The 23,824-nt window shown below is 66.0% G+C and carries 28 protein-coding genes; 19 read left to right on the forward strand and 9 right to left on the reverse strand.

Translation table 11 applies throughout. From position 1 onward, the window contains the following. The first annotated feature begins 32 nt into the window (after positions 1-32). Complete coding sequence (locus tag ADBZ9O_RS25490; RefSeq protein WP_526525844.1) at positions 33-818, forward strand: hypothetical protein; 786 nt, start codon at positions 33-35, stop codon at positions 816-818. A gap of 14 nt (positions 819-832) precedes the next feature. Here the strand turns inward: ADBZ9O_RS25490 and ADBZ9O_RS25495 are convergent, their stop codons facing one another. Beyond that, positions 833-1,525, reverse strand: coding sequence for a ferritin-like fold-containing protein (locus ADBZ9O_RS25495; protein WP_526525846.1), 693 nt, complete (start codon positions 1,523-1,525; stop codon positions 833-835). 325 nt (positions 1,526-1,850) lie between these two features. Here ADBZ9O_RS25495 and ADBZ9O_RS25500 point away from each other — a divergent pair, with 325 nt between their 5' ends. Both ADBZ9O_RS25500 and ADBZ9O_RS25505 read left to right on the forward strand, forming a co-directional pair. Further along, complete coding sequence (locus ADBZ9O_RS25500; RefSeq protein ID WP_526525848.1) at positions 1,851-3,383, forward strand: DEAD/DEAH box helicase; 1,533 nt, start codon at positions 1,851-1,853, stop codon at positions 3,381-3,383. Positions 3,384-3,397: 14 nt separating this feature from the next. Continuing rightward, positions 3,398-4,621, forward strand: a complete 1,224-nt coding sequence (locus ADBZ9O_RS25505; RefSeq protein ID WP_526525849.1) for an Rv3212 family protein — start codon at positions 3,398-3,400, stop codon at positions 4,619-4,621. 2 nt (positions 4,622-4,623) lie between these two features. Here the strand turns inward: ADBZ9O_RS25505 and ADBZ9O_RS25510 are convergent, their stop codons facing one another. Next, on the reverse strand, positions 4,624-5,421 hold the full coding sequence (locus ADBZ9O_RS25510; protein ID WP_526525850.1) for a ParA family protein: 798 nt from the start codon (positions 5,419-5,421) through the stop codon (positions 4,624-4,626). 75 nt (positions 5,422-5,496) lie between these two features. Between ADBZ9O_RS25510 and ADBZ9O_RS25515 the strand changes: the two genes are divergently transcribed. From ADBZ9O_RS25515 to ADBZ9O_RS25525, 3 genes are read left to right on the forward strand one after another with little or no spacing between them, the layout of a single operon-like run. Further along, entirely contained in the window at positions 5,497-6,108 is a 612-nt protein-coding gene (locus ADBZ9O_RS25515; protein WP_526525851.1) for an acid phosphatase, read from the forward strand. Then, entirely contained in the window at positions 6,105-7,202 is a 1,098-nt protein-coding gene (locus tag ADBZ9O_RS25520) for an isochorismate synthase (RefSeq protein ID WP_526525853.1), read from the forward strand. The genes ADBZ9O_RS25515 and ADBZ9O_RS25520 overlap by 4 nt, the downstream gene beginning before the upstream one ends. An 8-nt stretch (positions 7,203-7,210) precedes the next feature. After that, a complete protein-coding gene (locus tag ADBZ9O_RS25525; RefSeq protein ID WP_526533494.1) occupies positions 7,211-7,693 on the forward strand; it encodes a GNAT family N-acetyltransferase in 483 nt (160 codons plus the stop codon). A gap of 11 nt (positions 7,694-7,704) precedes the next feature. Here ADBZ9O_RS25525 and ADBZ9O_RS25530 read toward each other — a convergent pair whose 3' ends face one another. Genes ADBZ9O_RS25530 through ADBZ9O_RS25540 form a run of 3 tightly spaced genes read right to left on the reverse strand, consistent with a single transcriptional unit; the run spans position 7,705 to position 10,327 of the window. Further along, positions 7,705-8,100, reverse strand: a complete 396-nt coding sequence (locus tag ADBZ9O_RS25530) for a hypothetical protein (protein WP_526525855.1) — start codon at positions 8,098-8,100, stop codon at positions 7,705-7,707. Further along, positions 8,097-8,537, reverse strand: coding sequence for a type II 3-dehydroquinate dehydratase (gene aroQ, locus ADBZ9O_RS25535; protein WP_526525856.1), 441 nt, complete (start codon positions 8,535-8,537; stop codon positions 8,097-8,099). The genes ADBZ9O_RS25530 and aroQ overlap by 4 nt, the downstream gene beginning before the upstream one ends. Next, on the reverse strand, positions 8,534-10,327 hold the full coding sequence (locus ADBZ9O_RS25540) for a bifunctional sugar phosphate isomerase/epimerase/4-hydroxyphenylpyruvate dioxygenase family protein (protein ID WP_526525858.1): 1,794 nt from the start codon (positions 10,325-10,327) through the stop codon (positions 8,534-8,536). Before ADBZ9O_RS25540 ends, aroQ begins: the two co-directional genes overlap by 4 nt. A 110-nt stretch (positions 10,328-10,437) precedes the next feature. Between ADBZ9O_RS25540 and ADBZ9O_RS25545 the strand changes: the two genes are divergently transcribed. From ADBZ9O_RS25545 to whiB1, 11 genes are all read left to right on the forward strand, one after another. Next, positions 10,438-11,082 (forward strand): TetR/AcrR family transcriptional regulator, encoded by a 645-nt coding sequence (locus ADBZ9O_RS25545; RefSeq protein WP_526525859.1) that lies wholly within the window; start codon positions 10,438-10,440, stop codon positions 11,080-11,082. Positions 11,083-11,202: 120 nt separating this feature from the next. After that, on the forward strand, positions 11,203-12,081 hold the full coding sequence (locus ADBZ9O_RS25550; RefSeq protein ID WP_526525861.1) for a shikimate dehydrogenase family protein: 879 nt from the start codon (positions 11,203-11,205) through the stop codon (positions 12,079-12,081). Positions 12,082-12,125: 44 nt separating this feature from the next. Beyond that, positions 12,126-13,466: an MFS transporter gene (locus ADBZ9O_RS25555; RefSeq protein ID WP_526525863.1), complete on the forward strand. Its 1,341-nt coding sequence runs from the start codon at positions 12,126-12,128 to the stop codon at positions 13,464-13,466. 1 nt (position 13,467) lies between these two features. After that, on the forward strand, positions 13,468-14,244 hold the full coding sequence (gene pcaH / locus ADBZ9O_RS25560; protein ID WP_526525864.1) for a protocatechuate 3,4-dioxygenase subunit beta: 777 nt from the start codon (positions 13,468-13,470) through the stop codon (positions 14,242-14,244). Next, positions 14,244-14,816, forward strand: coding sequence for a protocatechuate 3,4-dioxygenase subunit alpha (gene pcaG, locus ADBZ9O_RS25565; protein ID WP_526525865.1), 573 nt, complete (start codon positions 14,244-14,246; stop codon positions 14,814-14,816). The genes pcaH and pcaG overlap by 1 nt, the downstream gene beginning before the upstream one ends. Then, complete coding sequence (locus tag ADBZ9O_RS25570; RefSeq protein ID WP_526525866.1) at positions 14,813-16,015, forward strand: lyase family protein; 1,203 nt, start codon at positions 14,813-14,815, stop codon at positions 16,013-16,015. The genes pcaG and ADBZ9O_RS25570 overlap by 4 nt, the downstream gene beginning before the upstream one ends. Further along, on the forward strand, positions 16,006-17,181 hold the full coding sequence (gene pcaDC, locus ADBZ9O_RS25575) for a bifunctional 3-oxoadipate enol-lactonase/4-carboxymuconolactone decarboxylase PcaDC (RefSeq protein ID WP_526533496.1): 1,176 nt from the start codon (positions 16,006-16,008) through the stop codon (positions 17,179-17,181). The genes ADBZ9O_RS25570 and pcaDC overlap by 10 nt, the downstream gene beginning before the upstream one ends. Further along, on the forward strand, positions 17,178-17,888 hold the full coding sequence (locus ADBZ9O_RS25580) for a 3-oxoacid CoA-transferase subunit A (protein WP_526525868.1): 711 nt from the start codon (positions 17,178-17,180) through the stop codon (positions 17,886-17,888). Before pcaDC ends, ADBZ9O_RS25580 begins: the two co-directional genes overlap by 4 nt. Beyond that, the gene (locus ADBZ9O_RS25585; RefSeq protein ID WP_526525870.1) at positions 17,885-18,562 is read left to right on the forward strand and encodes a 3-oxoacid CoA-transferase subunit B; all 678 of its coding nucleotides are present in this window, start codon (positions 17,885-17,887) and stop codon (positions 18,560-18,562) included. The genes ADBZ9O_RS25580 and ADBZ9O_RS25585 overlap by 4 nt, the downstream gene beginning before the upstream one ends. A gap of 31 nt (positions 18,563-18,593) precedes the next feature. Continuing rightward, the gene (locus ADBZ9O_RS25590; RefSeq protein WP_526525871.1) at positions 18,594-19,577 is read left to right on the forward strand and encodes a diacylglycerol/lipid kinase family protein; all 984 of its coding nucleotides are present in this window, start codon (positions 18,594-18,596) and stop codon (positions 19,575-19,577) included. A 237-nt stretch (positions 19,578-19,814) separates the two neighbouring features. Then, positions 19,815-20,069, forward strand: coding sequence for a transcriptional regulator WhiB1 (whiB1, locus tag ADBZ9O_RS25595; protein ID WP_011558794.1), 255 nt, complete (start codon positions 19,815-19,817; stop codon positions 20,067-20,069). 70 nt (positions 20,070-20,139) lie between these two features. On the opposite strand, the gene pdtaS is transcribed toward whiB1, so the two are convergent. Continuing rightward, positions 20,140-21,642, reverse strand: a complete 1,503-nt coding sequence (gene pdtaS, locus ADBZ9O_RS25600; RefSeq protein ID WP_526525873.1) for a two-component system sensor histidine kinase PdtaS — start codon at positions 21,640-21,642, stop codon at positions 20,140-20,142. Between the two features lie 7 nt (positions 21,643-21,649). Next, a complete protein-coding gene (locus tag ADBZ9O_RS25605; protein ID WP_264068024.1) occupies positions 21,650-21,865 on the reverse strand; it encodes a biotin/lipoyl-binding carrier protein in 216 nt (71 codons plus the stop codon). Between the two features lie 181 nt (positions 21,866-22,046). Here ADBZ9O_RS25605 and ADBZ9O_RS25610 point away from each other — a divergent pair, with 181 nt between their 5' ends. After that, positions 22,047-22,121 carry a 50S ribosomal protein bL37 gene (locus ADBZ9O_RS25610; RefSeq protein ID WP_011728008.1) on the forward strand — a complete coding sequence of 25 codons (75 nt, stop codon included), beginning with the start codon at positions 22,047-22,049 and terminating at the stop codon, positions 22,119-22,121. An 8-nt stretch (positions 22,122-22,129) separates the two neighbouring features. Here the strand turns inward: ADBZ9O_RS25610 and rsrA are convergent, their stop codons facing one another. Together rsrA and ADBZ9O_RS25620 are read right to left on the reverse strand one after the other, a co-directional pair. Continuing rightward, positions 22,130-22,423: a mycothiol system anti-sigma-R factor gene (gene rsrA / locus ADBZ9O_RS25615; RefSeq protein WP_526525874.1), complete on the reverse strand. Its 294-nt coding sequence runs from the start codon at positions 22,421-22,423 to the stop codon at positions 22,130-22,132. Beyond that, positions 22,420-23,076: a sigma-70 family RNA polymerase sigma factor gene (locus tag ADBZ9O_RS25620; protein WP_526525876.1), complete on the reverse strand. Its 657-nt coding sequence runs from the start codon at positions 23,074-23,076 to the stop codon at positions 22,420-22,422. The genes rsrA and ADBZ9O_RS25620 overlap by 4 nt, the downstream gene beginning before the upstream one ends. Before the next feature lie 246 nt (positions 23,077-23,322). Here ADBZ9O_RS25620 and ADBZ9O_RS25625 point away from each other — a divergent pair, with 246 nt between their 5' ends. Continuing rightward, positions 23,323-23,814 carry an aminoacyl-tRNA deacylase gene (locus ADBZ9O_RS25625; RefSeq protein ID WP_526525878.1) on the forward strand — a complete coding sequence of 164 codons (492 nt, stop codon included), beginning with the start codon at positions 23,323-23,325 and terminating at the stop codon, positions 23,812-23,814. Positions 23,815-23,824: the final 10 nt, after the last annotated feature.

The raw sequence follows: 23,824 nt of genomic DNA on the forward strand, positions 1-23,824 counted from the left end.
CAGAGTGAAGAAATGGTCTGGGTGATGACGCGATGAGCAAGCCCTATTGGAGCGGCCCAGGCACCCTGAAAGGGTCCGCGGCGGGGTCTGGCGATAGCGGCTACCGCAGTGACCCCCGAGATGCCACCCACCGGCGCCACAGCGGGTCGTCCACCGGGGTCACCGACTACCACGGCTATTACCCCGAGGAAGACCTCAATTACCCCGTTGAGGACTACGAGGATTACGACGCCTACGAGTCCTACGACCAGCACGACACCAAGTGGCGGTGGGTGGCCATCGGCGCGACGGTGGTGCTGCTGGTGGCCGTGGCCGCCACGGCGGTGCTGATGTACGGCAGCGACTCGTCGACGAAGTCTTCGGTTCAGCCCCAACCAGGCTGGCAGGAGCTCACACCGTCCACCAGCCCACGGACCGTGATCGCCACCGTGCCCCCGACCGAGTCCCCCACCGCTACGTTGCCGCCCGAGACCGTCGTCACGATCACCACGCCCGCGCCGGAGACCGTTCCGCCGGTACCGGATCCGCCGGTGGCAGCCGTGCCCGCGCCGAACACGATCACCTACACCGTGACGGGCACCCGCCAGCTGCTGGACCTGATCACCATCATCTACACCAATGAGCAGGGCTTTCTCCAAACCGACTTCAACGTGGCGCTGCCGTGGACCAAGACGGTCGTGCTCGATCCGGGCGTGGAGACCAAATCACTGACCGCGACCAGCCTGCTGGGGCACCTGAACTGCGCCATCACCGACGCGTCCGGCGCGACATTGAGCGTGCAGACCAACAACTCGATGATCGCGACCTGCACGCCCTAGACGGACCGAGGGGGTCAGGCCAAGCCGAGCTGCTGCATCCGCTCGGCGTGTGTGCGCTGCAGTCGGTCGAAGAATTCCGACATCTGCCCCAACCCGCCGGCACCGGAGAGCACCAGATCGACGAGTTCGTCGTGTTCGGCCAGGACGTACTGGGCCTGGGTGATGGCCTCACCGAGCAGGCGGCGCGACCACAGCGCCAGTCGGCTGCGTTGCATATCGCTGGCGGCGATCGCCGCCCGGACTTCGGCGACGACGAACTGCGAATGCCCGGTCTCGGACAACACCGCACGCACGACGCCCGCGACGTCGTCGGGCAGGATATCGGCGATCACCATGTAGAAATCGGCCGCCAGCGCGTCGCCGACGAAAGCCTTCACCAGGGCTTCCAGCCAGGTGCTCGGCGTGGTCAGCCGGTGGTAATCCTCCAGCGTCGAGGCATACCCGGACATCGCGGGGACAATGTCAACTCCCCTGCGCGCCAACGCATCTCGCAACATTTCGTAATGCTGCATCTCGGCGGCCGCCATGCTGGCCATGTTGATCCGGCCGGCCAGGTTCGGCGCCATCCGCGCTTCTTCGGTGAGCCGGTAGAACGCGGCGACCTCGCCATAGGCGAGGAGGGCGAACAATTCGTCGACACCCGGATGGTCGGCGGGAACGGTCGACTCCGAGGAGGACGGGCCGGCCACAGGCTGCGTCGCACTCATGGGCCCACTGTAGTGCTCCCCGCGCGAGCCTGACGGGGCCGAGCATGGCGGGACCGGCCAGATAAACGCGACCAGCTAAGATGGTGGCGGGAAGTGGCATTTTTTGTTTTTCAGCCGTTCCCAAGAAGTGTGCGTGCACGCAGTTGGTCCGCCTGTTTTCCCGCTTGAACCCCAGGCGTGGGCCCATTGAATCGGTGTCATCGCTGTGGCCTCAACCCGGCACTGCGAGTCTCGTTCCTGTCAGAACTGGTGCGCGCGTGAGAGACGCGACGACAACCCGACCAGAAATGACTCGGACCGAGACCGAAAGGCTTGACCCCACCGCATGACCGTACTCAAACACAGCTTTGCCACCCTTGGCGTTCGCGAGGAGATTGTCCGCGCACTGGCCGAAGAGGGCAAAGAACACCCCTTTGCCATCCAAGAACTGACGATGCCGATGGCGCTGGCCGGCGACGACCTGATCGGTCAGGCCCGGACCGGCATGGGCAAGACGCTGGCCTTCGGTGTACCGCTGCTGAACAGCATCACCACCGACACCGAGCGACCGCTGACCGGCGCCCCCCGCGCGCTGATCGTCGTCCCGACCCGCGAGCTCTGCCTGCAGGTACACAGCGACCTCTCGGGCGCCGGGAAATACCTCCGCGTGGGCGACCGCGCGCTGTCCGTCGTGGCGATCTACGGCGGCCGGCCCTACGAAGCGCAGATCGAGTCGCTACAGAAGGGCGCCGACGTCGTCGTCGGTACCCCGGGCCGCCTGCTCGACCTGGCCAATCAGGGACACCTGCAGCTCGGCGGCCTCTCGGTACTGGTGCTCGACGAGGCCGACGAGATGCTGGACCTCGGCTTCCTGCCCGATATCGAGCGCATCCTGCGGCTCACCCCGGACACCCGCCAGGCCATGCTGTTCTCGGCGACGATGCCCGACCCGATCATCACCCTGGCCCGCACCTTCATGAACCAGCCCACGCACATCCGCGCCGAGGCTCCCCAGTCGTCGCAGACCCACGACACCACCGAGCAGTTCGCCTACCGCGCGCACGCCATGGACAAGGTCGAGATGGTCAGCCGCATCCTGCAGGCCGACGGCCGCGGCGCGACGATGGTCTTCACCCGCACCAAGCGCACCGCACAGAAGGTGTCCGACGAGCTCGCCGAGCGCGGTTTCAAGGTCGGCGCGGTCCACGGCGACCTCGGCCAGGGTGCCCGCGAAAAGGCACTCAAATCCTTCCGCACCGGCGAGATCGACGTGCTGGTCGCCACCGATGTGGCCGCCCGCGGTATCGATATCGACGACATCACCCACGTCATCAACTACCAGTGCCCTGACGACGAGCAGGCCTACGTCCACCGGATCGGTCGCACCGGCCGCGCCGGCAAGACGGGTATCGCCGTCACCCTGGTCGACTGGGACGAGATGGCCAAGTGGACTGCCATCGACAAAGCGCTTGCCCTGGATTGCCCCGATCCGGCGGAGACCTACTCCAGCTCGCCGCACCTCTACGAGGAACTGCACATCCCGACCGATATCACCGGCACTGTCGGCGGCCAGAAGAAACAGGCCACCAAGCGACCGGAACGCTCCGCCGGCCGGACCTCCGGCGATGACGACAAGCCCCGTACGAGGACCCGCAGCCGGGACCGGCAGCGCACCCGCGGCGGCGGCAAGACGACCACCGGGCACGTCGAAGGCGCCGCCGACTCGACTACACCCACGGGCCCCGCGGAGGGCACCGATGGTGCCGACAGCGCGAACAGCCAAGAAGGTTCGGGCGACACCGCCGCCCGGCGTCGCCGTCGCCGTCGTCCCCGTAAAGCCGCGGATGCCGCCCCCGGCGCGCCCGTGAACGCTGGCTAACCGGCCAGCACACCATGGTCAGGCCTGAGCGCCGGACCAGGGCCGATATCGTCGCCGCCCTGGCCATCGTCGTCATCATCGCGGTCGCAGCAGGGGTTATCTGGTGGACCAGTGATGCCAGGGCAACCATCAGTCGGCCCGCCGCGGAATCCAGTACCAGTGCGGCCGCCGCCACCGCGGTCCCTGCCACGCTCAAACAGCTCTGGACCGCCCCCAGCCCCTACACCACCACCCCGGTGGTGGCGGGCGGCGTGGTGGTCACCGGCGACGGCAGGACGGTGGCCGGCCTCGATCCCACCACCGGCGCGACGCGGTGGACCTTCGCCCGGGACCGCGAACTGTGTGGCGTGTCCTGGCTGTACTTCTACGCGGTGGCGGTCTATCCCGACAGCCGCGGCTGCGGCCAGGTCAGCACCATCGACGCGACCGACGGCACCCGCGGGCCCACCCGGTCGGGGTACGCCGATGACCACGTCGAGCTGTCCTCGGACGGGGTCACGGTGCTCGCCGCAGGTCCGACCCGCCTTGAACTGTGGCGTTCCGATATGGTCCGCGTCCTCGGGTACGGCGAGGTCGACGCCCGCGTTCTTCCCGTCCAGACCGGGTTGGGAAAAGGGTGCGACATGCTGTCCGCGGCCGCCAGCACCTCGGCGGTGTCGGTGCTGCAATCGTGTGCCGGTGAGGACGATGTGCGGCTGACGCTGCTGCAGCCCGCCGATCAGGACGACCAGCCCAAGCTCAAAGATGTTCCGCAGGTTGGTGTTACCGCCTCATCCGGTCCTCGGGTGTTGGCCGTCTCGGACACCACGACAGCGGTGTATCTGACCGCACCTACACCGCGGGTCTCGGTTGTCGACGCCACCGGCACCGAAATCTCCAGCACTCCCCTACCCGAGCCGCCGTCGTCGGCCAGTCCGGCCGGCACCGTGTCGCGCGCCGGCGAGTACTTCACCTGGTGGACCGGTGACAGCGTGCTGGTCTTCGACGCCGCCAACCTCGAGTATCGCTACACCGTCGCGGCCGACGGCCCTGTGGTTCCACTCGGGCCCGCGACGATGATGGCCAAGAAACTGCTGATCCCGATCACCAACGGGATCGGCGTCTACGACCCGGCCACCGGCGTGCGCGAACGTGTCATCCCCGTGCAGCGTCCGCCCGCCGATACCGCGATCGTGCCTTCGGTATCCGGTCCGACGGTGCTCGAACAGCGCGGTCGCACCGTGGTGGCGTTGGGCTGAGCTCAGACCTCGGGGGTGAAGGTGGCCAGTTTCTTGCCGGTCTTCCAGTGCTTCAACAATCCGGCCGCCAGCTCCTGATAGGCGAGCGCACCCTTGTTCTTGCGTCCGGCGAGCACCGATGCCCCAGACGCACTGGCCTCGGCGAACCGGACGGTGCGGGGAATCGGCGGGGCCAGCACCGGCAGGTCGTAGCGGTCGGCGACGTCGAGGAGCACGTCGCGGCTGTGGGTGGTCCGCGAATCGTAGAGCGTCGGGAGCGCGCCAAGCAGCTTCAAGTCGGCGTTGGTGATCTGTTGGACGTCGGTGACCGTGCGCAGGAACTGCCCGACACCGCGATGCGCCAACGTCTCGCACTGCAGCGGCACGATGACATCGTCGGCGGCGGTCAACCCGTTGAGCGTGAGAACCCCCAGCGATGGCGGACAGTCGATGATGATGACGTCATAACCGTCGAGTTTGGCCAGCGCCCGCTTGAGCGCGTACTCCCGGCCCGCCCGCATCAGCAGCATCGCCTCGGCCCCCGCCAGGTCGATATTGGCGGGCAGCAGCGACATCCCCTCGGAGGTCTCCACGATCGCGGCACTCGGTTCGACGTCGCCGAGCAGCACCTCATGCACCGATACCGGCAGCTTGTCGGGGTCCTGGCCCAGGGAGAACGTCAAACAACCCTGCGGGTCCAGATCGACCAGCAGAACTTTGCGGCCCTGCTCGACCATCGCCGCCCCCAGCGATGCCACCGTCGTGGTCTTGGCCACCCCACCCTTCTGGTTGGCCACCGCCAATACATGTCTCCCCGTCACGGTTTCCATCCTGGCACGGTCATCGGCTAACGGTAACGTGACGCAGCGTGCGGGGTTGGGGCACAATCGGTGAACGTGAGCGTCGACAAGCATCGGTTGTTCCTACTGCGGCACGGTGAAACCGAATGGTCTAAGTCGGGTAAGCACACCAGCACCACCGAACTCGAGCTGACCGATGATGGCCGCCAGCAGGCCAAGCTGGCCGCCGAGGCTCTGGCGAACCTGCAGCTGCGCGATCCGTTGGTGATCAGCAGTCCTCGACACCGTGCGCTGGTCACCGCCGAACTGGCCGGCCTCACTGTCGACGAGGTCTCTCCCCTTCTGGCCGAATGGGATTACGGCGACTACGAGGGCACGACGACCAACGACATCCGCAAGGCAGTGCCGGACTGGTTGGTGTGGACCCACGGCTGCCCCGGTGGCGAAACCGTTGCGCAGGTCAGCCAGCGCGCGGACCAGGCCATCGCAATGGCATTGGACCACATGACGTCCCGCGACGTGTTGTTCGTCGGGCACGGCCACTTCTCCCGCTCGGTGATCACGAGGTGGATCGAGCAACCGCTCTACGAGGGCATCCGGTTCTCGATGGCCGCGGCGTCGATCGCAATCTGCGGATTCGAGCACGGCGCCCGCCAGATCACGGCACTCGGCCTGACCGGCCACGCCAACCCATGTCTGCCGGCGTGAGGGCCGAACCCACCTTTGTGCTGTCCGGCCCGACTGGCACGCTGATCGCCGACGGTATCCGGACGCCCTTTTCCTCGGTCGCCGCGGCCAGCTCGGCGCTGAACCGCGGAGAAGTCCCAATAGTGTTGGGCGCGTTGCCTTTCGACGCAGACGCCCCGGCTGCACTGCACACCCCGGAGTCGGTGGTGACCACCGAGGCGTTACCCGACTGGCCGAGCGCACCGATGCCGTCGGTGCGGATCGACGCGACGCTGCCCACACCGCAGGAACACCGGGCCAGGGTGGCCAAAGCGGTAGCGGAGCTGCGGGCACCAGGAGCCGCGCTCCACAAGGTGGTACTGGCCCGGGCCCTGCGCATGGTCGCCGACCGCCCATGGGATGCCCGGACGATCGTGGCGCGCCTGGTCGCCGCCGACCCATCGGCCAACGCCTATCTGGTCGATCTTTCCCCTGCCGGCGGCCCCTACCCCGGCACCGTGCTGGTGGGTGCGAGTCCCGAACTGCTGGTGGCCCGCGTCGGCGACCAAGTGACCTGCCGCCCCTTCGCCGGGTCGGCGCGGCGCTCGGCCGATCCGGACACCGACGCGGCCAACGGCGCGGCACTGGCCGCATCCGGGAAGAACCGCCACGAACATCAACTCGTCATCGACACCATGCGCGAAGCCCTGGCCCCACTGTGTGTCGACGTTCAGATCGACGCCGCCCCGCAGCTGCACGCCACCGATGCGCTGTGGCATCTGAGCACCTCGATCAGCGCTCGGCTGCGCACATCGTCAACCACCGCAATCGATCTCGCGATGGCCCTACACCCGACCCCGGCCGTCGGCGGCGTCCCCACCGCGGCCGCAGCAGCGCTGATCGCCGAATTGGAGGGCGACCGAGGGTTCTATGCGGGTGCTGTCGGCTGGTGCGACACCCACGGTGACGGGCGCTTCGTGGTGTCGATCCGCTGCGCGCTGCTCTCCGCCGACCGTCGCACGGCACTGGCCCATTCCGGCGGCGGGATCGTCGCCGAATCCGACCCCGACGACGAAGTCGACGAGACCACAACAAAATTGACCACCATCATGACCGGACTGGGGGCGAATACATGACCGAACTTATGCCTGAACGTATCCGGAGGGCGGTGCCCGGCGACGAAGTGCACATCACCGCGATGATCTACGAACTGGCCGAGTTCGAGCATGCCGCGCAAGAGTGCGTCGTCACCGAAAAGCAAATCCACACCGCACTTTTCGGCGACCACCCGACCGCGTACGCCCATCTCGTCGAAGTGGATGGCGAGGTTGCGGCGATGGCACTGTGGTTCCTGAACTTCTCCACCTGGGACGGGGTGGCGGGTATCTACCTGGAGGATCTCTATGTCCGCCCGGCGTTTCGGCGCCGCGGGCTGGCCCGCATCCTGCTCTCAGCGCTGGCCAAGGAGTGCGTCGAACACGACTACACCCGGCTGTCATGGGCGGTACTGAACTGGAATGTCAATGCCATCGCGCTCTATGACGACGTCGGCGGCAAACCGCAGACGGAGTGGACGACCTACCGGGTCTCAGGCGAGGAACTGACATCGCTCGCACTGAACCCGTAGGCCCTGACGGGTCAATCCTGCGACGGCGCGCCGTCGCGGCCCGAGGTCATCCAGCGCACCGCCGCCGGGCTGAACAGCAGACCGAGCGCCAGCAGGGCCGCCGCGGTGAGCAGCACCGCGTAGACCGCCTGATGCGAGCCGTAGACGTAATAGGCCACGCCCAGCAACAGCAGATTGGCGAATACGGCCAGGCCGCGTCCCCACCGTCGCCCGGTGACCAGCGCCCACCCGGCGGCCAGCACACCACCACCGACGATGACGAACCAGGCGGCGGTGCCATAACCGCTCACCACATGTTGATCGGTGCCGGCGAGCGCCCGGACCACCAACACGACGGCCGCCACCACCGCGAGTGCACCTTCGGTGGCCACCAGATAGCCGGCCCAGCGCACGACCGGTGGTGTCATGCCAGCCTGCCCGCCAGGTAGCGCACCGCCATCTCGTACCCCAGCGGGCCCGCGCCTGCGATGACCATTTCGGCCACCGCCGATACATACGAATGGTGGCGGAACGGCTCCCGACGGTGGATGTTGCTCAAATGCACCTCGGCGACCGGTAATTCGACGGCGGTCAGCCCATCGGCGATCGCCACCGAGGTGTGGCTGTAGGCACCGGGGTTGATGATGATGCCTGCGCAGTCGGCCCTGGCGGCGTGGATCGCATCGATCAGCACGCCTTCGTGATTGCTCTGCACCGCACGGACGGTGAAACCGAGCCCAGCAGCCACCGCGGCGACCTGCTCCTCGATCTGCGCCAACGTGGTGGCACCGTAAATTTCGGGTTGCCGCGTACCGAGCAGGTTCAGGTTCGGTCCGTTGACGAGAAGCAGGCGTCGTTCGGTCACCTCCGTACGGTACCGACGCCACCCCGCTGCGCAGCCAGGCGCACCGGTGCATTGTCGACGCCGTACCCGTCGTACTGGCCGAACCGTTGGACGAACTCGAAGAACACCGTGCCGACCGTGCGGGTGTAAAAGTGCACGAAGTACCCATCAGCGCTGCGGTCATAGAGCAGGTTGAGCTCACGCAGCTCGGCGACCACCGCCTCGTCGAGCCCGAACCGGCCGAGCAGATAGTCGTAGTAGTTATCGGGGACGGCCAGAAATGACAACCCGGCAGCGGCCGCGGTCCTGGCCAACCCGATCACATCGGCACAGCCGAACGCGACATGTTGCGGCAGGCTCGTCTCATCCATGACGTGCGGAGCGACATTCAGCGGTATCCGGATGGCGCCGTCGGCGGTCCGCAGCACTTGGCTGCGCACCAACCCGGTGGGCCCGGGCACCTCAGTGGGTGCATCGGCATCAAGTCCGAAGATGCTCGTCAGGAACAGCACCGCATCCTGGGCGGTCTGCCATGGTTGGGTCAGGTTCACATGATCGATGGCCAGGACCGAACTCGGTGTCGTCTCGGGTGCGCCACCTTCGAATTCACCCACCCAGGCGGGAGCCCCGCCGGACGCCTCGGTGACCCAGAAGAACTCCGTGCCATCGGGTGCCGTCGCGGCGCCGAACGGCTGCTCGGCAGCGTAGGTGCGCCGGAAGGCGACCGGCGCCATCAGATCAGCGGACCGCCGTGAGGTGGCGTCGGCGTCGGGCACCTGCAGTCCGACGGCGGCGACGTGCGGGACCTGATCGCGGGCCTGCTGTTCGTTGAGCACCACCCGTGCGCCACCCGCCGCCCACAGGGCGACTGCTTTGGTGCGATGCCGCCCGCGCGAGGTGAATCCGAGCTGGCCAAGCAGTACCTCGATCTCGCTGGTGTCCTCGGCCTTGACTTCGACGAAATCAAACCCGCTGGGCGGCTTGGCATCTGAGATGGGTACCAAGCCGAGCTTGTCCTGGAGCCACAGCAGCGAACGCAGCGCATGCACGGCGGTGTGACCGGGATCGGTCTGGCGGAAGGTGTCGTTGAAAACCTCCAGCGATAGCGGGCCGTCATACCCGGCGGCCAGCACGTGACCGACGAAGGCGGCGAGATCGAAGGTGCCTTCACCGGGGAACAACCTGTGGTGGCGACTCCACGACAACACATCCATGCTCAGCGCTGGCGCATCCGCCAACTGCAGGTAGAAGATCTTCGCCCCGGGGATCTGTTCGATCGCCGCCGGGTCGTGCCCGCGCGAGAGCACATGAAAACTGTCCAGGCAGACACCGACCGCCGGGTGATCGGCGAGTTCCACGATCCGCCAGGCGCGACGGTAATCATCGACGTAGCGGCCCCAGGCGAGCGCCTCGAAGGCGATGCGGATGCCGAAGGTCTGCGCCACGTCGCCGATACGCCGCAGTTGATCGGCGGAGACCTCGTCGGAGTCGATGGTCGCGGTCGCGACATTGCTGCACACCAGGACGGTGTCGATACCGAGACGCGCAGCGGTGGCGAAGGTGGCCCCCGCCCGGCGCAGGTTCTCGCCGAAGGTGGCTTCGTCCACACCCTCAAGGTCGCGCAGCGGCTGATACAGGTCCAGGGAAAGGCCGAGGCGGTGCGCCAGGGCCCTGATCTCAGCCGGCGAGTGGTCACTGGCGATCAGGTCGGGTTCGAAGATCTCGACGCCGTCGAAACCAGCGGCCGCGCAGGCATGCAGCTTCTCGACGAGCGAGCCGGACAACGAGACGGTGGCGATCGACGTTTTCATGGTGCGGCCTTCATGGTGTGCCTCCAATCACATCTCAATGTACTAAACGGTTAATACATTGGAAAGCCCATCGCGGATATTGGCGCCCAGTGCCCAGTAAGCTGCCCGACGTGCCAGCCAAGCCGAAACCGGAGCTGCTGCGCGACGCCGAGCGCACGCGCGCCGAACTATTGGCCGTTGCCACCGAGGTATTCGCCGAATCGGGCTATTCGGGTGCCCGCGTCGACGAGATCGCCGAGCGCACCCGCACCACCAAGCGGATGATCTACTACTACTTCGGCGGTAAAGAGCAGCTCTACCTGGCAGTACTGGAGGACGCCTACCGCGGTATCCGCGAAGCCGAACAGAAGCTACGCGTGGATCATGTCGATCCGGTGGTGGCGATCCGCAGGCTGGCCGAGCTGACGTTCGATCATCACATCGCCCACGATGCGTTCATCAGGCTGGTCTCGATCGAGAACATCCACCGCGGCGAGTACATCAGCCGATTGCAGTCGCTGCGGGAGATTTCCACGCCGGCGACGTCGGTGCTCGACGAGATTCTGCAGGCGGGCCGCGCCGAAGGGAAGTTCCGCAGTGACGTCGACGCCCTGGATGTACACATCGTGATCAGCGCATACTGCGTTTTCCAGGTGGCCAACCGGTACACGTTCGGCTTCCTGTTCGGCGTCGATTTCACCGAGACGGCCCGTCGCGCCCACCTGCGTCGAATGATCGGCGACGTGGTGGTCGGCTGGCTCACGGCCAGCACCTAACGCACACGTCGCTGACGGGCCAATAGAGACCCGGCTCACACTTCCCCCTTGACGCGACCGGGGACACAGTGCTCTACTTTTCTTAACGTACTAGTTCGTACATTACGGAGAGCAGAGCGCATGGCCCACAGCCCGACCACCCCCTATCTCGTCGGCCTGATCGGCAGCGGGGTTGGCCCGTCACTCACCCCGGTGCTGCATATGGCCGAGGGCAGGGCCCAGGGCCTGGACTACCTCTACCGGATCATCGATCTCGGCAACATCGGCGCAGCGCCCGAGCAGATCGGCGAGATCATCGACTGGGCGCGTGCGCTGGGGTACGACGCGCTGAACATCACCCACCCCTGCAAGCAACTCGTCATCCCCCACCTCGACGAGATCAGCGCAACCGCGGCCGCACTGGGCGCGGTCAACACCGTCATCTTCGAGGGCACCCGCGCTATCGGGCACAACACCGACACCACCGGCTTCGCCATCGGATTCGCCGACGGCCTACCGAATGCTGCCACCGCCAATATCGTGCTGATCGGTGCCGGTGGCGCAGGAACCGCAGTCGGTGACGCCATGTTGCGGCTCGGAACCGAACACCTGACCGTCGTCGACCTCGACGTCGAACGCGCCACCGCATTGGCCCGCGACCTGGCCACCCGCCATCCGTTGACCCGCGTCGAGTCCTCATCTTTCGACAAGCTGTCGGTGCTGCTACCCGCCAGCGACGGTGTGGTGCACGCAACGCCCACCGGAATGGCCGACCATCCCGGACTTCCCTTCGATGCCGAGCTACTCCATCCCGGTCTGTGGGTGGCCGATATCGTCTACCGCCCGCTGGACACCGCACTGCTGCAGGCGGCGCGGTCTGCGGGCTGTCGCACCCTCGACGGCGGCCACATGGCCGTGCACCAGGCCGCCGAAGCGTTCGCCCTGATCACCGGTATCACCCCAGACGCCGAGCGCATGTCTCGCCATTTCCGAGAGCTCGTCACCACCACAAGCGCATGAAAACCCTGTCCGCTCAACCCTATTAGAGAACAAGGGAGTTCCCAATGACCACCACCGCCTCGCACCAACCGGGTGACGCCCCGGTCAGGACGCCGCGGCGCGCCGCCTTGGCCAGCTTCATGGGTAGCGCCGTCGAGTACTACGACTTCTTCCTGTTCGGATCCGCCGCGGCGCTGATCTTCCCAAAGGTGTTCTTCCCTTCGGGCGATGAAGCCGCCCTGGTGATGTCCTTCGCGACGTTCGGCGTCGCCTATGTGGCCAGGCCGCTGGGCGCGGTCATCCTCGGGCACTTCGGTGACCGGGTCGGCCGCCAGAAGGTCCTGATGTTCACCCTGGTCCTGATGGGCCTGTCCACCTTCTTGATCGGCTGCCTGCCCACCTTCGAGACCATCGGCTGGGCCGCGCCTGCGCTACTGGTGTTATGCCGTCTCCTGCAGGGCCTTTCGGCCGCCGGCGAACAGGCCGGTGCCAGCTCGCTGACCCTGGAACACTCCCCCGACCACCAGCGCGCCTTCTATACCTCCTGGACGCTGACCGGCACGCAGGGCGGGTTGATCCTCGCGTCGTTGGTGCTGATCCCGTTCGTGTCGCTGCCCGACGATGCCGAGTTCTCCTGGGGCTGGCGGGTTCCGTTCTGGCTCAGCGCATTTGTGGTCGTCGTGGCGTATTTCATCCGGCGCAGACTGCAGGAAACCCCGGAGTTCGAAGATGCCAAGGCCGCGGGCACCATCGCCCGGATGCCGCTGAAGCCGCTGCTGCGCAACCACTGGCGCGACGTGCTCCGGGTGATCTTCTGCGCCTTCATCGCTGCGGTCTCCACCGTGTTCGGCACCCTGGCCATCGCGTACGGCAAGAAGGTCGGCCTGGACTCGGGTATCACGCTCTGGTTGGTGGTGGTGGCCAACGTGTTTGCCCTCGGCACCCAGCCGCTGTTCGGCAAGCTCGCCGACCGGATCGGCCGCAAACCGGTCTTCATCTACGGCGCGCTGTCTTCAGCTGTGATGATGCCGTTCTACCTGCTCTCGATGGGCGGCGATAGTGAGCTACTGACGTTCGCACTGGCCGTGGCCACCTTCTCCTTCGGCTACGCCGCCGCCAACGCGACCTGGCCGTCGTTCTACGGCGAGATGTTCAGCACCCAAGTCCGGTTCTCCGGCATGGCAATTGGCACACAACTGGGCTTCCTGGTCGCCGGCTTCGCACCGTCGATCGTCACCGCCCTCGGCGGTATCAAGGAAGGCGGCTGGGTGGTCATCAGTATCTTCACCGCGGTCGTCTGCCTGATCGCTGTGGCGGCGGCATTGACTGCCCGCGAGACCAAGGATGTCCCGACCGCCCAGCTCGGCGTCAAGCCCGATACTGCCAAGGACCTGGTGGACCACTGAGATGACTATCGATACCAACCCCGACAGTGCGTCCATGACGCAGTCCCAGCTCTCCGCTGAGATCGCCCAGATCGAGTCTGACTACCTGCGAACCGGTACCGAAGAGACCCAGCCCCGACTGGACTATTCGCCCTACCGCAGCAGCCTGCTGCGCCACCCGACCAAAGCGTTGCAGCACGCCGATCCCGAGACCATCGAGTTGTGGGCGCCGTGCTTCGGCCGGCGCGACGTGCACGCCCTGGAAGCGGACCTGACCATCCAGCACAGCGGGCAGCCCATCGGTGAGCGGATGGTGGTCACCGGACGCATCGTCGACGGTGACGGCAGGCCGGTGCGCCATCAGCTGGTCGAAATCTGGCAGGCCAACGCGGGCGGGCGCTACGTGCATAAGCGGGATCAGCACCCCGCGCCGCTGGATCCGAACTTCACCGGTACCGGTCGCTGCCTGACCGATGGCGACGGTTGGTACCGGTTCACCACCATCAAACCCGGCCCCTACCCGTGGAAGAACCATCGCAACGCGTGGCGGCCGGCCCATATCCACTTCTCGCTGTTCGGGACCGAATTCACCCAGCGGATGATCACCCAGATGTATTTTCCCGGCGACCCGCTGTTCGCGCTGGACCCGATCTACCAGTCGATCACCGACCAGAAAGCCCGTGACCGACTGGTCGCGGCCTATGACCACGACGTCACCACCCACGAGTGGGCGACGGGCTACCGATGGGACATCGTGTTGACCGGCACGGCGAGCACCCCGATCGAACAGGACCACTGATGAGAACCCTGCTGACCGCTGTTTTCCCCCCGACGCCCGGTCAGACCATCGGCCCGTTCTTCGCCTATGCACTGCCGTTCGACGGCGACAATGAGCTGGTTCCGCCCGGTACCGCCGGGGCCATTCAATTCCACGGCACCGTCACAGACGGTGCGGGCGAGCCGGTTCCCGATGCGCTGCTTGAGATTTGGCAGGCCGATGCGGCCGGCGCCGTGCCGCACACTGGCGGATCGCTGCGCCGCGACGGCTGGACCTTTACCGGCTGGGGTCGCGCCAGCACCGACGACGAAGGCAGCTACTCGTTCACCACGGTCGAACCTGCCGCCACCGAGCCCGGCGCGGCAGCGTTCTTCGCCGTCGCCATCTTCGGCCGCGGACTGCTCAACCGGTTGTTCACCCGGGCGTATGTGCCCAGCGACGCTTTGGCCGACGACCGACTGCTGGCGACGCTGCCGCCGGAGCGCCGCGACACCATGATCGCCGACCGCGATCAGCACGGATTGCGGTTCGACATCCGATTGCAGGGCGAGTCCGAAACCGTCTTCCTGCGCTACCCGGGCCATCAGGCATGACCGACCTGTTCTGGCCGGGCGATCATCGCGCGGGTGAGGTGATGAGCGATGCGGCCTTCCTGGCCGCCATGGTCAAGGTCGAAAGTGCTTGGCTGCGTGTGCTTGTCGAGGCCGGTGTGGCTCCGGCGGCGGCAGCGGCAGACCTGCGTGGGGTCGTCACCGCTGTCGATGCGACGGCAATTGCCGACGGTGCCGAAGTGGGCGGGAATCCGGTGATCGGGCTGGTGGCGCTGCTGAGGGACCGCACCGGCGGCGAGACCGCCCGATGGTTGCACCGCGGGTTGACCAGTCAGGACGTCATCGACACCGCCCTGGTGCTGTGCCTGCGGGCCGCACTGGAGGCCATCGGCGGGCAGCTCACCGCACAGCTGTCGACACTGCTGGCCCTGACCGAAACCTACCGCGACGCACCGATGCTCGCCCGCACCCTGACCCAGCCCGCGCTGCCCAGCACCGCGGGAATGAAATTCGCTGGCTGGCTGGACGCGACGCTCAACGCCGCCCAGACGGTCACCGCCCTGCCGGCGCTACCCGTGCAGGCCGCGGGCGCGGCGGGCACCATGGCCGCCGCCACCGAGCTGACCGGTTCCCCCGCGGCGGCGATCGGGCTGACCGACGCACTTGCCGCCGCGCTGCGGTTGGCTCCGGCCACGACGTGGCACACCTCCCGCGCGGTCATCACCCGGGCCGGTGACGCCCTGGTCACCTGCTGCGACGCCTGGGGGCATATCGCGGGCGATATCACCACCGGAAGTCGTTTCGAGATAGGCGAATTCGCCGAGGGACGCGGGGGTGGCTCATCGACCATGCCACACAAGAGTAATCCCGTGCTGTCGGTGCTGCTGCGCCGCAGCGCTGTGACCGCTCCCCTGCTCGGCGCGACACTGCACGCCGCGTCCGCGGCCAGTGTCGATGAACGCTCCGACGGTGGCTGGCACGCCGAGTGGGCGACCCTGCGCACCTTGACCAGGCACACCGTCATCGCCGCCGGCCAGGCCACTGACCTTCTGACAGATCTACGCTTCAACGACGACCGGGCCGCAGCCAACCTCAACGCCGCACACGGCCTACTGGCTGAGCAACGCTCGATGAGCGAACTGACCGGGCGGGCAACGGCTTCGAGCTATCTGGGCGCCTCTGACATGATCATCGACGGCGTCCTGCACCGGGCCCGCCACCAACTGAAGGAATCACAGTGAACGTGCGTATCACCGGGACCGATTTCGGCGGACCGCAGGGCGCGCCCCTGCTGCTGCTCGGGCCGTCGCTCGGTACCTCGGCACGCACGCTGTGGGGCACCGCAGCCCGACGACTCGCCGGAGGCTTCCGGGTGATCGCCTGGGATCTGCCCGGTCACGGCGGCGCACCCGCCGCCACGGGATTCTCGATCGCCGATCTGGCCGCCGGCGTGCTGGCGCTGGTCGACGAGCTGCGCCCTGGCGCCACCTTCCACTACGCCGGCGACTCCGTCGGGGGCTGCGTCGGACTGCAGCTCATGCTCGACGCCCCCCACCGCGTCAGCGCAGCCACCCTGCTGTGCACCGGCGCGCAGATCGGTACGGCCGACAGCTGGCGGGAACGCGCCGAGACCGTTCGCGCGTCGGGCACCGAAGCGCTGATGGCCGCGACACCGCAACGCTGGTTCGCTCCCGGTTTCCCGGACCGTGCGGCCGAGGTCAGCACGGCGCTGCTGGCCGCACTTCGCGATACCGACGACGACAGCTACGCGACGGTCTGCGCGGCCCTGGCCGAGTTCGATGTCACCGCCCGGCTGGCCGAGATCAGCACACCCGTGTTGTGCATCGCAGGCGCCGACGACATACCGACACCGCCGGATAGCTTGCAGCGCATCGCCACTGGCGTCAAAGACGGTCGGGTCATCGTGCTCGACAGCGTCGGGCACCTGGCCCCCGCCGAGGCCCCGGACCGCGTCGCGGACCTGATCGGCGGCCGCATCGGTTCGGACGCGCTGGTCGACGGGATGGCGGTGCGCCGTGCGGTGCTCGGCGACGCCCACGTGGACCGAGCGGTTTCGGCCACCACCGAGTTCACCGCCGACTTTCAGGACCTGATCACCCGGTATGCCTGGGGCACCATCTGGACCCGGCCCGGGCTGGATCGTCGCAGCCGGTCGTTGATCACCCTGACAGCGCTGGTCGCCCGCGGACATCACGACGAACTGGTGATGCATCTGCGCGCCGCCCGCCGCAACGGGTTGACCACCGACGAGATCAAAGAACTTCTGCTGCAGACCGCCATCTACTGCGGCGTGCCGGACGCCAACACCGCGTTCCGGATCGCCAACGACGTATTGGCCGAGTACGACCGGGATCACAAAGCCCCCCAGCCTGGAGCGCCCTCATGAGCCGCACCGTCATCTATCAATCTGCAGGCGAAGCAGTAGCCGGAATTGCCGACGGTGCAACGATTCTCGTCGGCGGATTCGGGATGGCCGGGATGCCGACAACGTTGATCGACGCCCTGATCGCCCAGGGTGCGACCGACCTGACCATCGTCAGCAATAACGCGGGCAACGGCGATACCGGCCTGGCCGCACTTCTCGCGGCGGGCCGGGTCGCCAAAGTGGTGTGTTCCTTTCCCCGGCAGTCCGATTCGTATGTGTTCGACGGCCTCTACCGGGCGGTCAAGATCGACCTCGAGGTGGTGCCCCAGGGCAATCTCGCTGAGCGCATCCGGGCGGCCGGCGCTGGGATCGGCGCGTTCTTCTGCCCCACCGCCGTCGGCACCCCGTTGGCCGAAGGAAAAGAGACCCGCACCATCGACGGCCGGGATTATGTGCTGGAATACCCGATCCGCGGGGATGTCGCGCTGATCGGTGCCCACATCGGCGACCGTGCCGGAAACCTGTTGTACCGCAAGACTGCCCGCAACTTCGGGCCGGTGATGGCGACCGCCGCCGAACTGACCATCGTCGAGGTCTCCCAGGTCGTCGACACCGGCAGCCTCGACCCGGAAACCGTGGTCACCCCGGGCATCTTCGTCGACAGCATTCTGGACCTGTCCAGCAGCACCACCCCGGCCGCAGACCAATCCGAAGAGATCGCCTCATGAGCACGTCGGCCCTGACCACTGTCGAACATCTGGACCGCGGGTTTCTCGACCGTGACGAACTGGCTGCCGTCATCGCGCGCGATATCCCCGACGGGTCGTATGTGAACCTCGGGATCGGCCAACCGACGCTGGTGGCCGATCACCTGGCCCCTGACGCGGGCGTGGTGCTGCACACCGAAAACGGGATGCTCGGCATGGGCCGAGCCGCATCAGGTGACGAGGTCGACCCCGATCTGACCAATGCGGGCAAGATCCCGGTGACCGAAACCCCTGGCGCCTCCTACTTCCACCACGCTGACTCGTTCGCGATGATGCGCGGCGGCCACCTGGATGTGTGCGTGCTCGGCGCATTCCAGGTCAGCGAGTACGGCGACCTGGCCAACTGGCATACCGGCGCACCGGATGCCATCCCCGCCGTCGGCGGGGCGATGGACCTGGCGATCGGCGCCAAGCGGGTCTTCGTCATGATGAACCTGTTCACCAAGGACGGCACCGCCAAGCTGGTGCGCTCCTGCACCTACCCCTTGACGGGACTGCGCTGCGTGTCACGGGTGTACACCGAGTGCGCGGTCTTCGATATCGACCGCACCGGTCAGCGTCCGGTGCGTGTGGTGGAAACGTTCGGCATCAACGCGGCCGCGCTCGCCGAACGCCTCGATATCGCATTCAGCTGACCGCACCCGGAGCCCGATAGGCTGGGTCCTCGTGCGCGCCGTGCTGATTGTGAATCCCAATGCCACCTCGACGACCGCCGCCACGCGAGATCTCCTCGCCCACGCGCTCGAGAGCCGAGTCAGCCTCTCCATCGAACACACCAACCATCGCGGGCATGCCATCGAGATCGGCGAGCAGGCCGTCAGAGACGGCGTCGACGTGATCATCGTGCATGGCGGCGACGGAACCGTGAACGAAGTGGTCAACGGCCTGTTGGGCCGACCGGGCCCGCTTCCGCTGGGTCACGTGCCCGCGGTCGCCGTGGTGCCCGGCGGATCGGCCAACGTATTCGCCCGCTCGCTTGGCATCCCGCAGGACCCCATCCTGGCCACCAACCTGCTGATCGACCTGCTCAGCGACTACCAGCGCAACCGCACCTGGCGCCAGATCGCGCTGATGGACTGCGGCGAGCGGTGGGGCGTGTTCACCGCGGGCCTCGGCGTCGACGGCGAAGTGGTGGGCAAGGTTGAAGCGCAGCGGAAGCGCAGCCGTAAGCAGAAGGGCGTCACCGCGGCCAGCTACATCTCCCTGGCCGTGCCCGCCGTCTTACGCAGCGCCCGTCGCGCCCCCACGCTGACGTTGCACCTGAAGGGTCGAGAGCCCATCCCGGGCGTGCACTTTGTCTTCGTCTCCAACGCCAGCCCATGGACGTACGCGAACACGCGCCCGGTCTGGACGAATCCCGACTGCACCTTCGAGGGCGGGCTTGGGGTGTTTGCCACCACGAGCATGAGCATCTGGCGAAATCTGGGGCTGGTGAGGCAGATGTTGGCCAAGAAACCGAAGTTGAAGGCGAAGCACCTCATCCGCGAAGACGATGTCGACTATGTGCGGGTGACGAGCGACACGCCGGTGGCCACTCAGATCGACGGCGACTACGTCGGTTTGCGGGATGAGATGACGTTCCGCGCTGTTCCCGCCGCGTTGGACGTGGTTGCGCCTCCCACAAAGACCCCTATTGACCTGCAGCGATGAAGTTACCTTGAGTAATTAAGGGCGTAGGTGGGTTCAGTGTAGTACAAACGAATGAGGGCTTCGGAAACGGACCTCGCTAGTGACATTGCACACGTGTTAACTCGCGCTCTTGACTTCTGTTCTGCCTGTGAAACGATCAGATGCAACAGTGCAGAAACATTTGGTACGCACGAGTTAACAGCCGAACACACAAAAACAGGTGCGCCTTGCTGCGCACACAGTTAAGGAGTATGTCCCATGGATTGGCGCCACAAGGCGGTCTGTCGCGACGAGGATCCGGAGCTGTTCTTCCCGGTCGGGAATAGCGGTCCGGCGCTCGCGCAGATTGCTGATGCGAAGCTTGTCTGCAATCGCTGCCCGGTCACCACTGAGTGCCTGAGCTGGGCGTTGGAGTCAGGTCAGGACGCCGGCGTTTGGGGCGGTATGAGCGAAGACGAGCGGCGTGCACTTAAGCGCCGCAACGCCCGAACAAAGGCACGTAGCGGAGTCTAAAGACCGCAAACGAATTCACAGTAACGGCCCCGACATTTGTCGGGGCCGTTACTTTGCGCACACTTCGGTGTTATTGCGCCGCAAGTCGCGTGCGTCGGCCAATTGGTACCCGGAGCACCACATCGGTACCGCCGGCAGCCAGATCGTGCATTCCCAGTGAGCCGTCCAGTTCGGCAGAAATCAGGGTGCGCACGATCTGCAGGCCGAGCCGGTCGGACTTCTCCAGGCTGAAACCGTCGGGCAGACCCTTACCGTCATCGTGGACGACGACGTCGAGCCAGCGCGCCGACCGTTCCGCCCTGATGACGACGCAGCCCTGCTTGGTCACCGGGTCAAAAGCGTGCTCGATGGCGTTCTGCACCAGTTCGGTGATCACCATGACCAGTGCGGTAGCCCGGTCGGCGTCGAGCACGCCGAGCGCTCCCACCCTGGTGATCTTGATCGGCGCGTCCACCGAGGCGACGTCATTCATGATCGGCAAGATCCGGTCGATCACCTCGTCGAGGTTTACTTCCTCGTCCACCGACATCGACAGTGCGTCATGGACCAGGGCGATCGACGAGACCCGCCGCACCGATTCGATCAGCGCCTCACGACCCTCGGCGTTATTGGTGCGCCGCGCCTGCAGGCGCAGTAGTGCAGCGACCGTCTGCAGGTTGTTTTTGACCCGGTGATGGATCTCGCGGATGGTGGCGTCCTTGGACAACAGCGCCCGGTCCCGACGTTTGACCTCGGTCACGTCTCGAATCAGCACTGCCGCGCCGACGGGGCTGCCATGCACCACCAACGGCAACGTACGCAGCAGGACCGCGGCCCCGCCGGCGTCGACCTCCATCCGCATGCTGGACCCGCCGGCCAATGAATCGCGGACGTGTGCGGCAAGTTCCTGGGCCTCGAACGGGTCGGAGATCAGCGGTCGGGTGACTGCCACCAGGTTGTGCCCCTCTAACTCAGAGGTCAGGCCCATCCGGTGATACGCCGACAGCGCGTTCGGGCTGGCGTACGCCACCGCGCCCGTCACATCCAGACGGATGAAACCATCGCCGACCCTGGGGCTTGACCGCGACATCGCGAGATCGCCGACGTTGGGGAATGTGCCCTCGGAAAGCATGTGGACCAGATCGCCCGCGCAGTCCAAATAGGCGATCTCCAACGGGCTGGATTTACGCATCGCGGCCAGCGCGGTCTGATGGGTGAGGACGGCCACCACGTTGTTGTCGTGCCGTACCGGCACAGCCTCGACATTCAAGCCGGACTTGCTGATCGCGAACTGCCTGCCCGCATCGTCCTCGCGCCCGATCGCACCAGACTGGAAGGCCGCCGCAACCAGCGGCAGATCTTCAGAGGCGGAGACGGTGGCCACTGCATCGGTGAGCAGCACCGTCGAGGCGGTGTTCGGCCGGCACTGGGCCACACACACCAGAGCACCGTCGTCGCGGCGCACCCACATCAGGTAATCGGCGAAGGACAGATCGGCCAGCAGCTGCCATTCACCGACCACGGCGTGCAGATGATCGACCGCGCTACCCGGCAGAATCGTGTGCTCGGCGAGGAGATCACCGAGGGTGGACATCGGCCAACTAGCTGATCACGGCAATGAGGTCGCCGGCCTGGATGACGTCACCGACGGAGACGCTGACCTCGGTCACGGTGCCCGCCACCTCGGCCAGCACCGGAATCTCCATCTTCATGGACTCCAGCAGGACGACGGTGTCACCCTCGCCGATCTGATCGCCTTCATGCACCACCACTTCAAGCACGCTGGCCACGATCTCGGCGCGAACATCCTCGGCCATCTTCACCCCTTTTGTTCCGGGTTCTGTTCCATCGCACCTGCGAAGCTCCAGACTGCCCCTGTATCGAACCATAAGGGCGAGTGGATCGAGCACCATCTCGTGCGTGAGACACTTGTAGAGGTGCTCGCTACCGCCCGCCGGTGCGGCCGAAGCAATATTTCACTCAACTTGGAGGTACCCCATGGCTAAGCGTGGCCGTAAGAAGCGCGATCGTAAGCACAGCAAGGCCAACCACGGCAAGCGTCCCAACGCCTGAGCTGAGCTTTAACCCCTGATGATGGTGGTGCGGCTGATCTCCAGCCGTAACCGCTGTCGCAGGCCGTCAGGGGCCCTCTCGCCACTGCATTTGGTGGCAACCAATGTCTTGATCCGCTCCTCGACCCCGTAATGCCGCAGGCATGTCGGGCATTCGTCGAGATGGTGCTGCAACTTCTGCTTAGTCTCCGCAGTGCATTCACCGTCGAGCAGGGTCCACACCTCCGCGATAACTGCCGCACATTCAGGGTGGTCAGGATCGACGGGGCCTACTGGAGGCTTCCAGTTCTCTTCGGTGCTCACGACGACACCTCCTCAGGCTCGTCTAGTTGATGGCCGCGGAGAAAACCGCGTTCCTTGGCGACGTCTTCGAGTAAGACACGCAACTGGCGCCTGCCTCGATGGAGCCGGGACATCACCGTCCCGATCGGTGTATCCATGATTTCGGCGATCTCCTTGTAGGGAAAACCTTCGACGTCGGCGTAGTAGACCGCCATCCGAAACTCTTCTGGCAGCGCCTGCAGGGCGGCCTTGATCTCGGTATCCGGCAGTGACTCCAGCGCCTCCACCTCGGCTGAGCGCAGACCAGTCGAGGTGTGCTCGGCGTTGGCCGCCAGCTGCCAGTCGGTGATCTCTTCGGTCGGGTATTCCGCCGGCTGCCGCTGCTTCTTGCGGTAACTGTTGATGTAGGTATTCGTCAGAATCCGATACAGCCACGCCTTGAGATTGGTGCCTTCGCGGAACGACCGGAAGCCGGCGTAAGCCTTGACCATGGTCTCCTGCAGCAGGTCCTCGGCGTCTGCCGGATTGCGCGTCATGCGCAACGCACCACCGTAGAGCTGATCGAGTAGCGGTATGGCATCGCGCTCAAATCGCGAGGTCAGCTCACTGTCAGTCTCTATCGGTGGAGGTGGTTCTTCAACGCTCACACCGGTCACGCCATCGATGTCGGCCATCTTGAAAGACACAGTCCCTTCTGTCTGGGCAGACCCGATGAACGCCGGCTGCGGCAACAACGTCAATGACGTCACTGCCACTGAACGCTCCAGGCACACCGTCGACACCAGACTCCCCTGTCTTTCAATCCTAAGGCCGTTACTGACAAACCCACTCCTGCGGGTTGCGACTGATGTGTTTAACAGCGTTTACCACCGGGCTATTTCCCGGCTTGGATCCCGTCGAGCTCCGGATACCCTGTGTCGGTGGCACGAGCGGCGACCCCGGCGATCGCGGCTCTGGTTGCCGCGAACATCCCGCACACCGTCCTGGGCTACCAGCACGATCCCCGCAGTCAAGCCTTCGGTGACGAAGCCGTCGAAGCACTCACCGTCGCCGCCGGGGTGCGTCCCGAGCAGATCTACAAAACCTTGATCGTGGCGATTCCCAACGGATTAGCGGTGGCGGTGTTGCCCGTCCCTGCCAAGCTGTCGCTGAAATCCGCGGCCGCCGCGCTCGGCGTTGCCAAGGCCGCGATGGCCGACCCCGCGGCCGCGCAGCGGTCGACAGGCTATGTGCTGGGCGGTATTTCGCCGCTGGGTCAGCGCAAGACGCTGCCCACTGTCATCGACTCGTCGGCCTTGGCGTGGGACCGCATCCTGTGCAGCGCCGGTAAACGGGGCCTGGAGATCGCGGTGGCGCCCGGTGACCTGATCACGCTGACCCGTGCGGTGACGGCGGATATCTCTGCGGGCTAGCGCAGGTTTA

This window comes from Mycobacterium sp. (assembly GCF_965229105.1).
Classification (GTDB): domain Bacteria; phylum Actinomycetota; class Actinomycetes; order Mycobacteriales; family Mycobacteriaceae; genus Mycobacterium.

Bases quoted from the DNA above. Each gene is read 5' to 3' on its own strand.
- ADBZ9O_RS25605 (WP_264068024.1), bottom strand. From the start codon at position 21,865: ATGGCCGAGGATGTTCGCGCCGAGATCGTGGCCAGCGTGCTTGAAGTG.
- ADBZ9O_RS25525 (WP_526533494.1), top strand. From the start codon at position 7,211: ATGCCTGAACGTATCCGGAGGGCGGTGCCCGGCGACGAAGTGCACATC.
- ADBZ9O_RS25555 (WP_526525863.1), top strand. From the start codon at position 12,126: ATGACCACCACCGCCTCGCACCAACCGGGTGACGCCCCGGTCAGGACG.
- ADBZ9O_RS25505 (WP_526525849.1), top strand. From the start codon at position 3,398: ATGGTCAGGCCTGAGCGCCGGACCAGGGCCGATATCGTCGCCGCCCTG.
- pdtaS (WP_526525873.1), bottom strand. From the start codon at position 21,642: ATGTCCACCCTCGGTGATCTCCTCGCCGAGCACACGATTCTGCCGGGT.
- ADBZ9O_RS25530 (WP_526525855.1), bottom strand. From the start codon at position 8,100: ATGACACCACCGGTCGTGCGCTGGGCCGGCTATCTGGTGGCCACCGAA.
- ADBZ9O_RS25500 (WP_526525848.1), top strand. From the start codon at position 1,851: ATGACCGTACTCAAACACAGCTTTGCCACCCTTGGCGTTCGCGAGGAG.
- pcaG (WP_526525865.1), top strand. From the start codon at position 14,244: ATGAGAACCCTGCTGACCGCTGTTTTCCCCCCGACGCCCGGTCAGACC.
- ADBZ9O_RS25580 (WP_526525868.1), top strand. From the start codon at position 17,178: ATGAGCCGCACCGTCATCTATCAATCTGCAGGCGAAGCAGTAGCCGGA.
- ADBZ9O_RS25550 (WP_526525861.1), top strand. From the start codon at position 11,203: ATGGCCCACAGCCCGACCACCCCCTATCTCGTCGGCCTGATCGGCAGC.
- ADBZ9O_RS25540 (WP_526525858.1), bottom strand. From the start codon at position 10,327: ATGAAAACGTCGATCGCCACCGTCTCGTTGTCCGGCTCGCTCGTCGAG.
- ADBZ9O_RS25620 (WP_526525876.1), bottom strand. From the start codon at position 23,076: ATGGCCGACATCGATGGCGTGACCGGTGTGAGCGTTGAAGAACCACCT.
- whiB1 (WP_011558794.1), top strand. From the start codon at position 19,815: ATGGATTGGCGCCACAAGGCGGTCTGTCGCGACGAGGATCCGGAGCTG.
- ADBZ9O_RS25570 (WP_526525866.1), top strand. From the start codon at position 14,813: ATGACCGACCTGTTCTGGCCGGGCGATCATCGCGCGGGTGAGGTGATG.
- pcaH (WP_526525864.1), top strand. From the start codon at position 13,468: ATGACTATCGATACCAACCCCGACAGTGCGTCCATGACGCAGTCCCAG.
- ADBZ9O_RS25495 (WP_526525846.1), bottom strand. From the start codon at position 1,525: ATGAGTGCGACGCAGCCTGTGGCCGGCCCGTCCTCCTCGGAGTCGACC.
- ADBZ9O_RS25490 (WP_526525844.1), top strand. From the start codon at position 33: ATGAGCAAGCCCTATTGGAGCGGCCCAGGCACCCTGAAAGGGTCCGCG.
- ADBZ9O_RS25585 (WP_526525870.1), top strand. From the start codon at position 17,885: ATGAGCACGTCGGCCCTGACCACTGTCGAACATCTGGACCGCGGGTTT.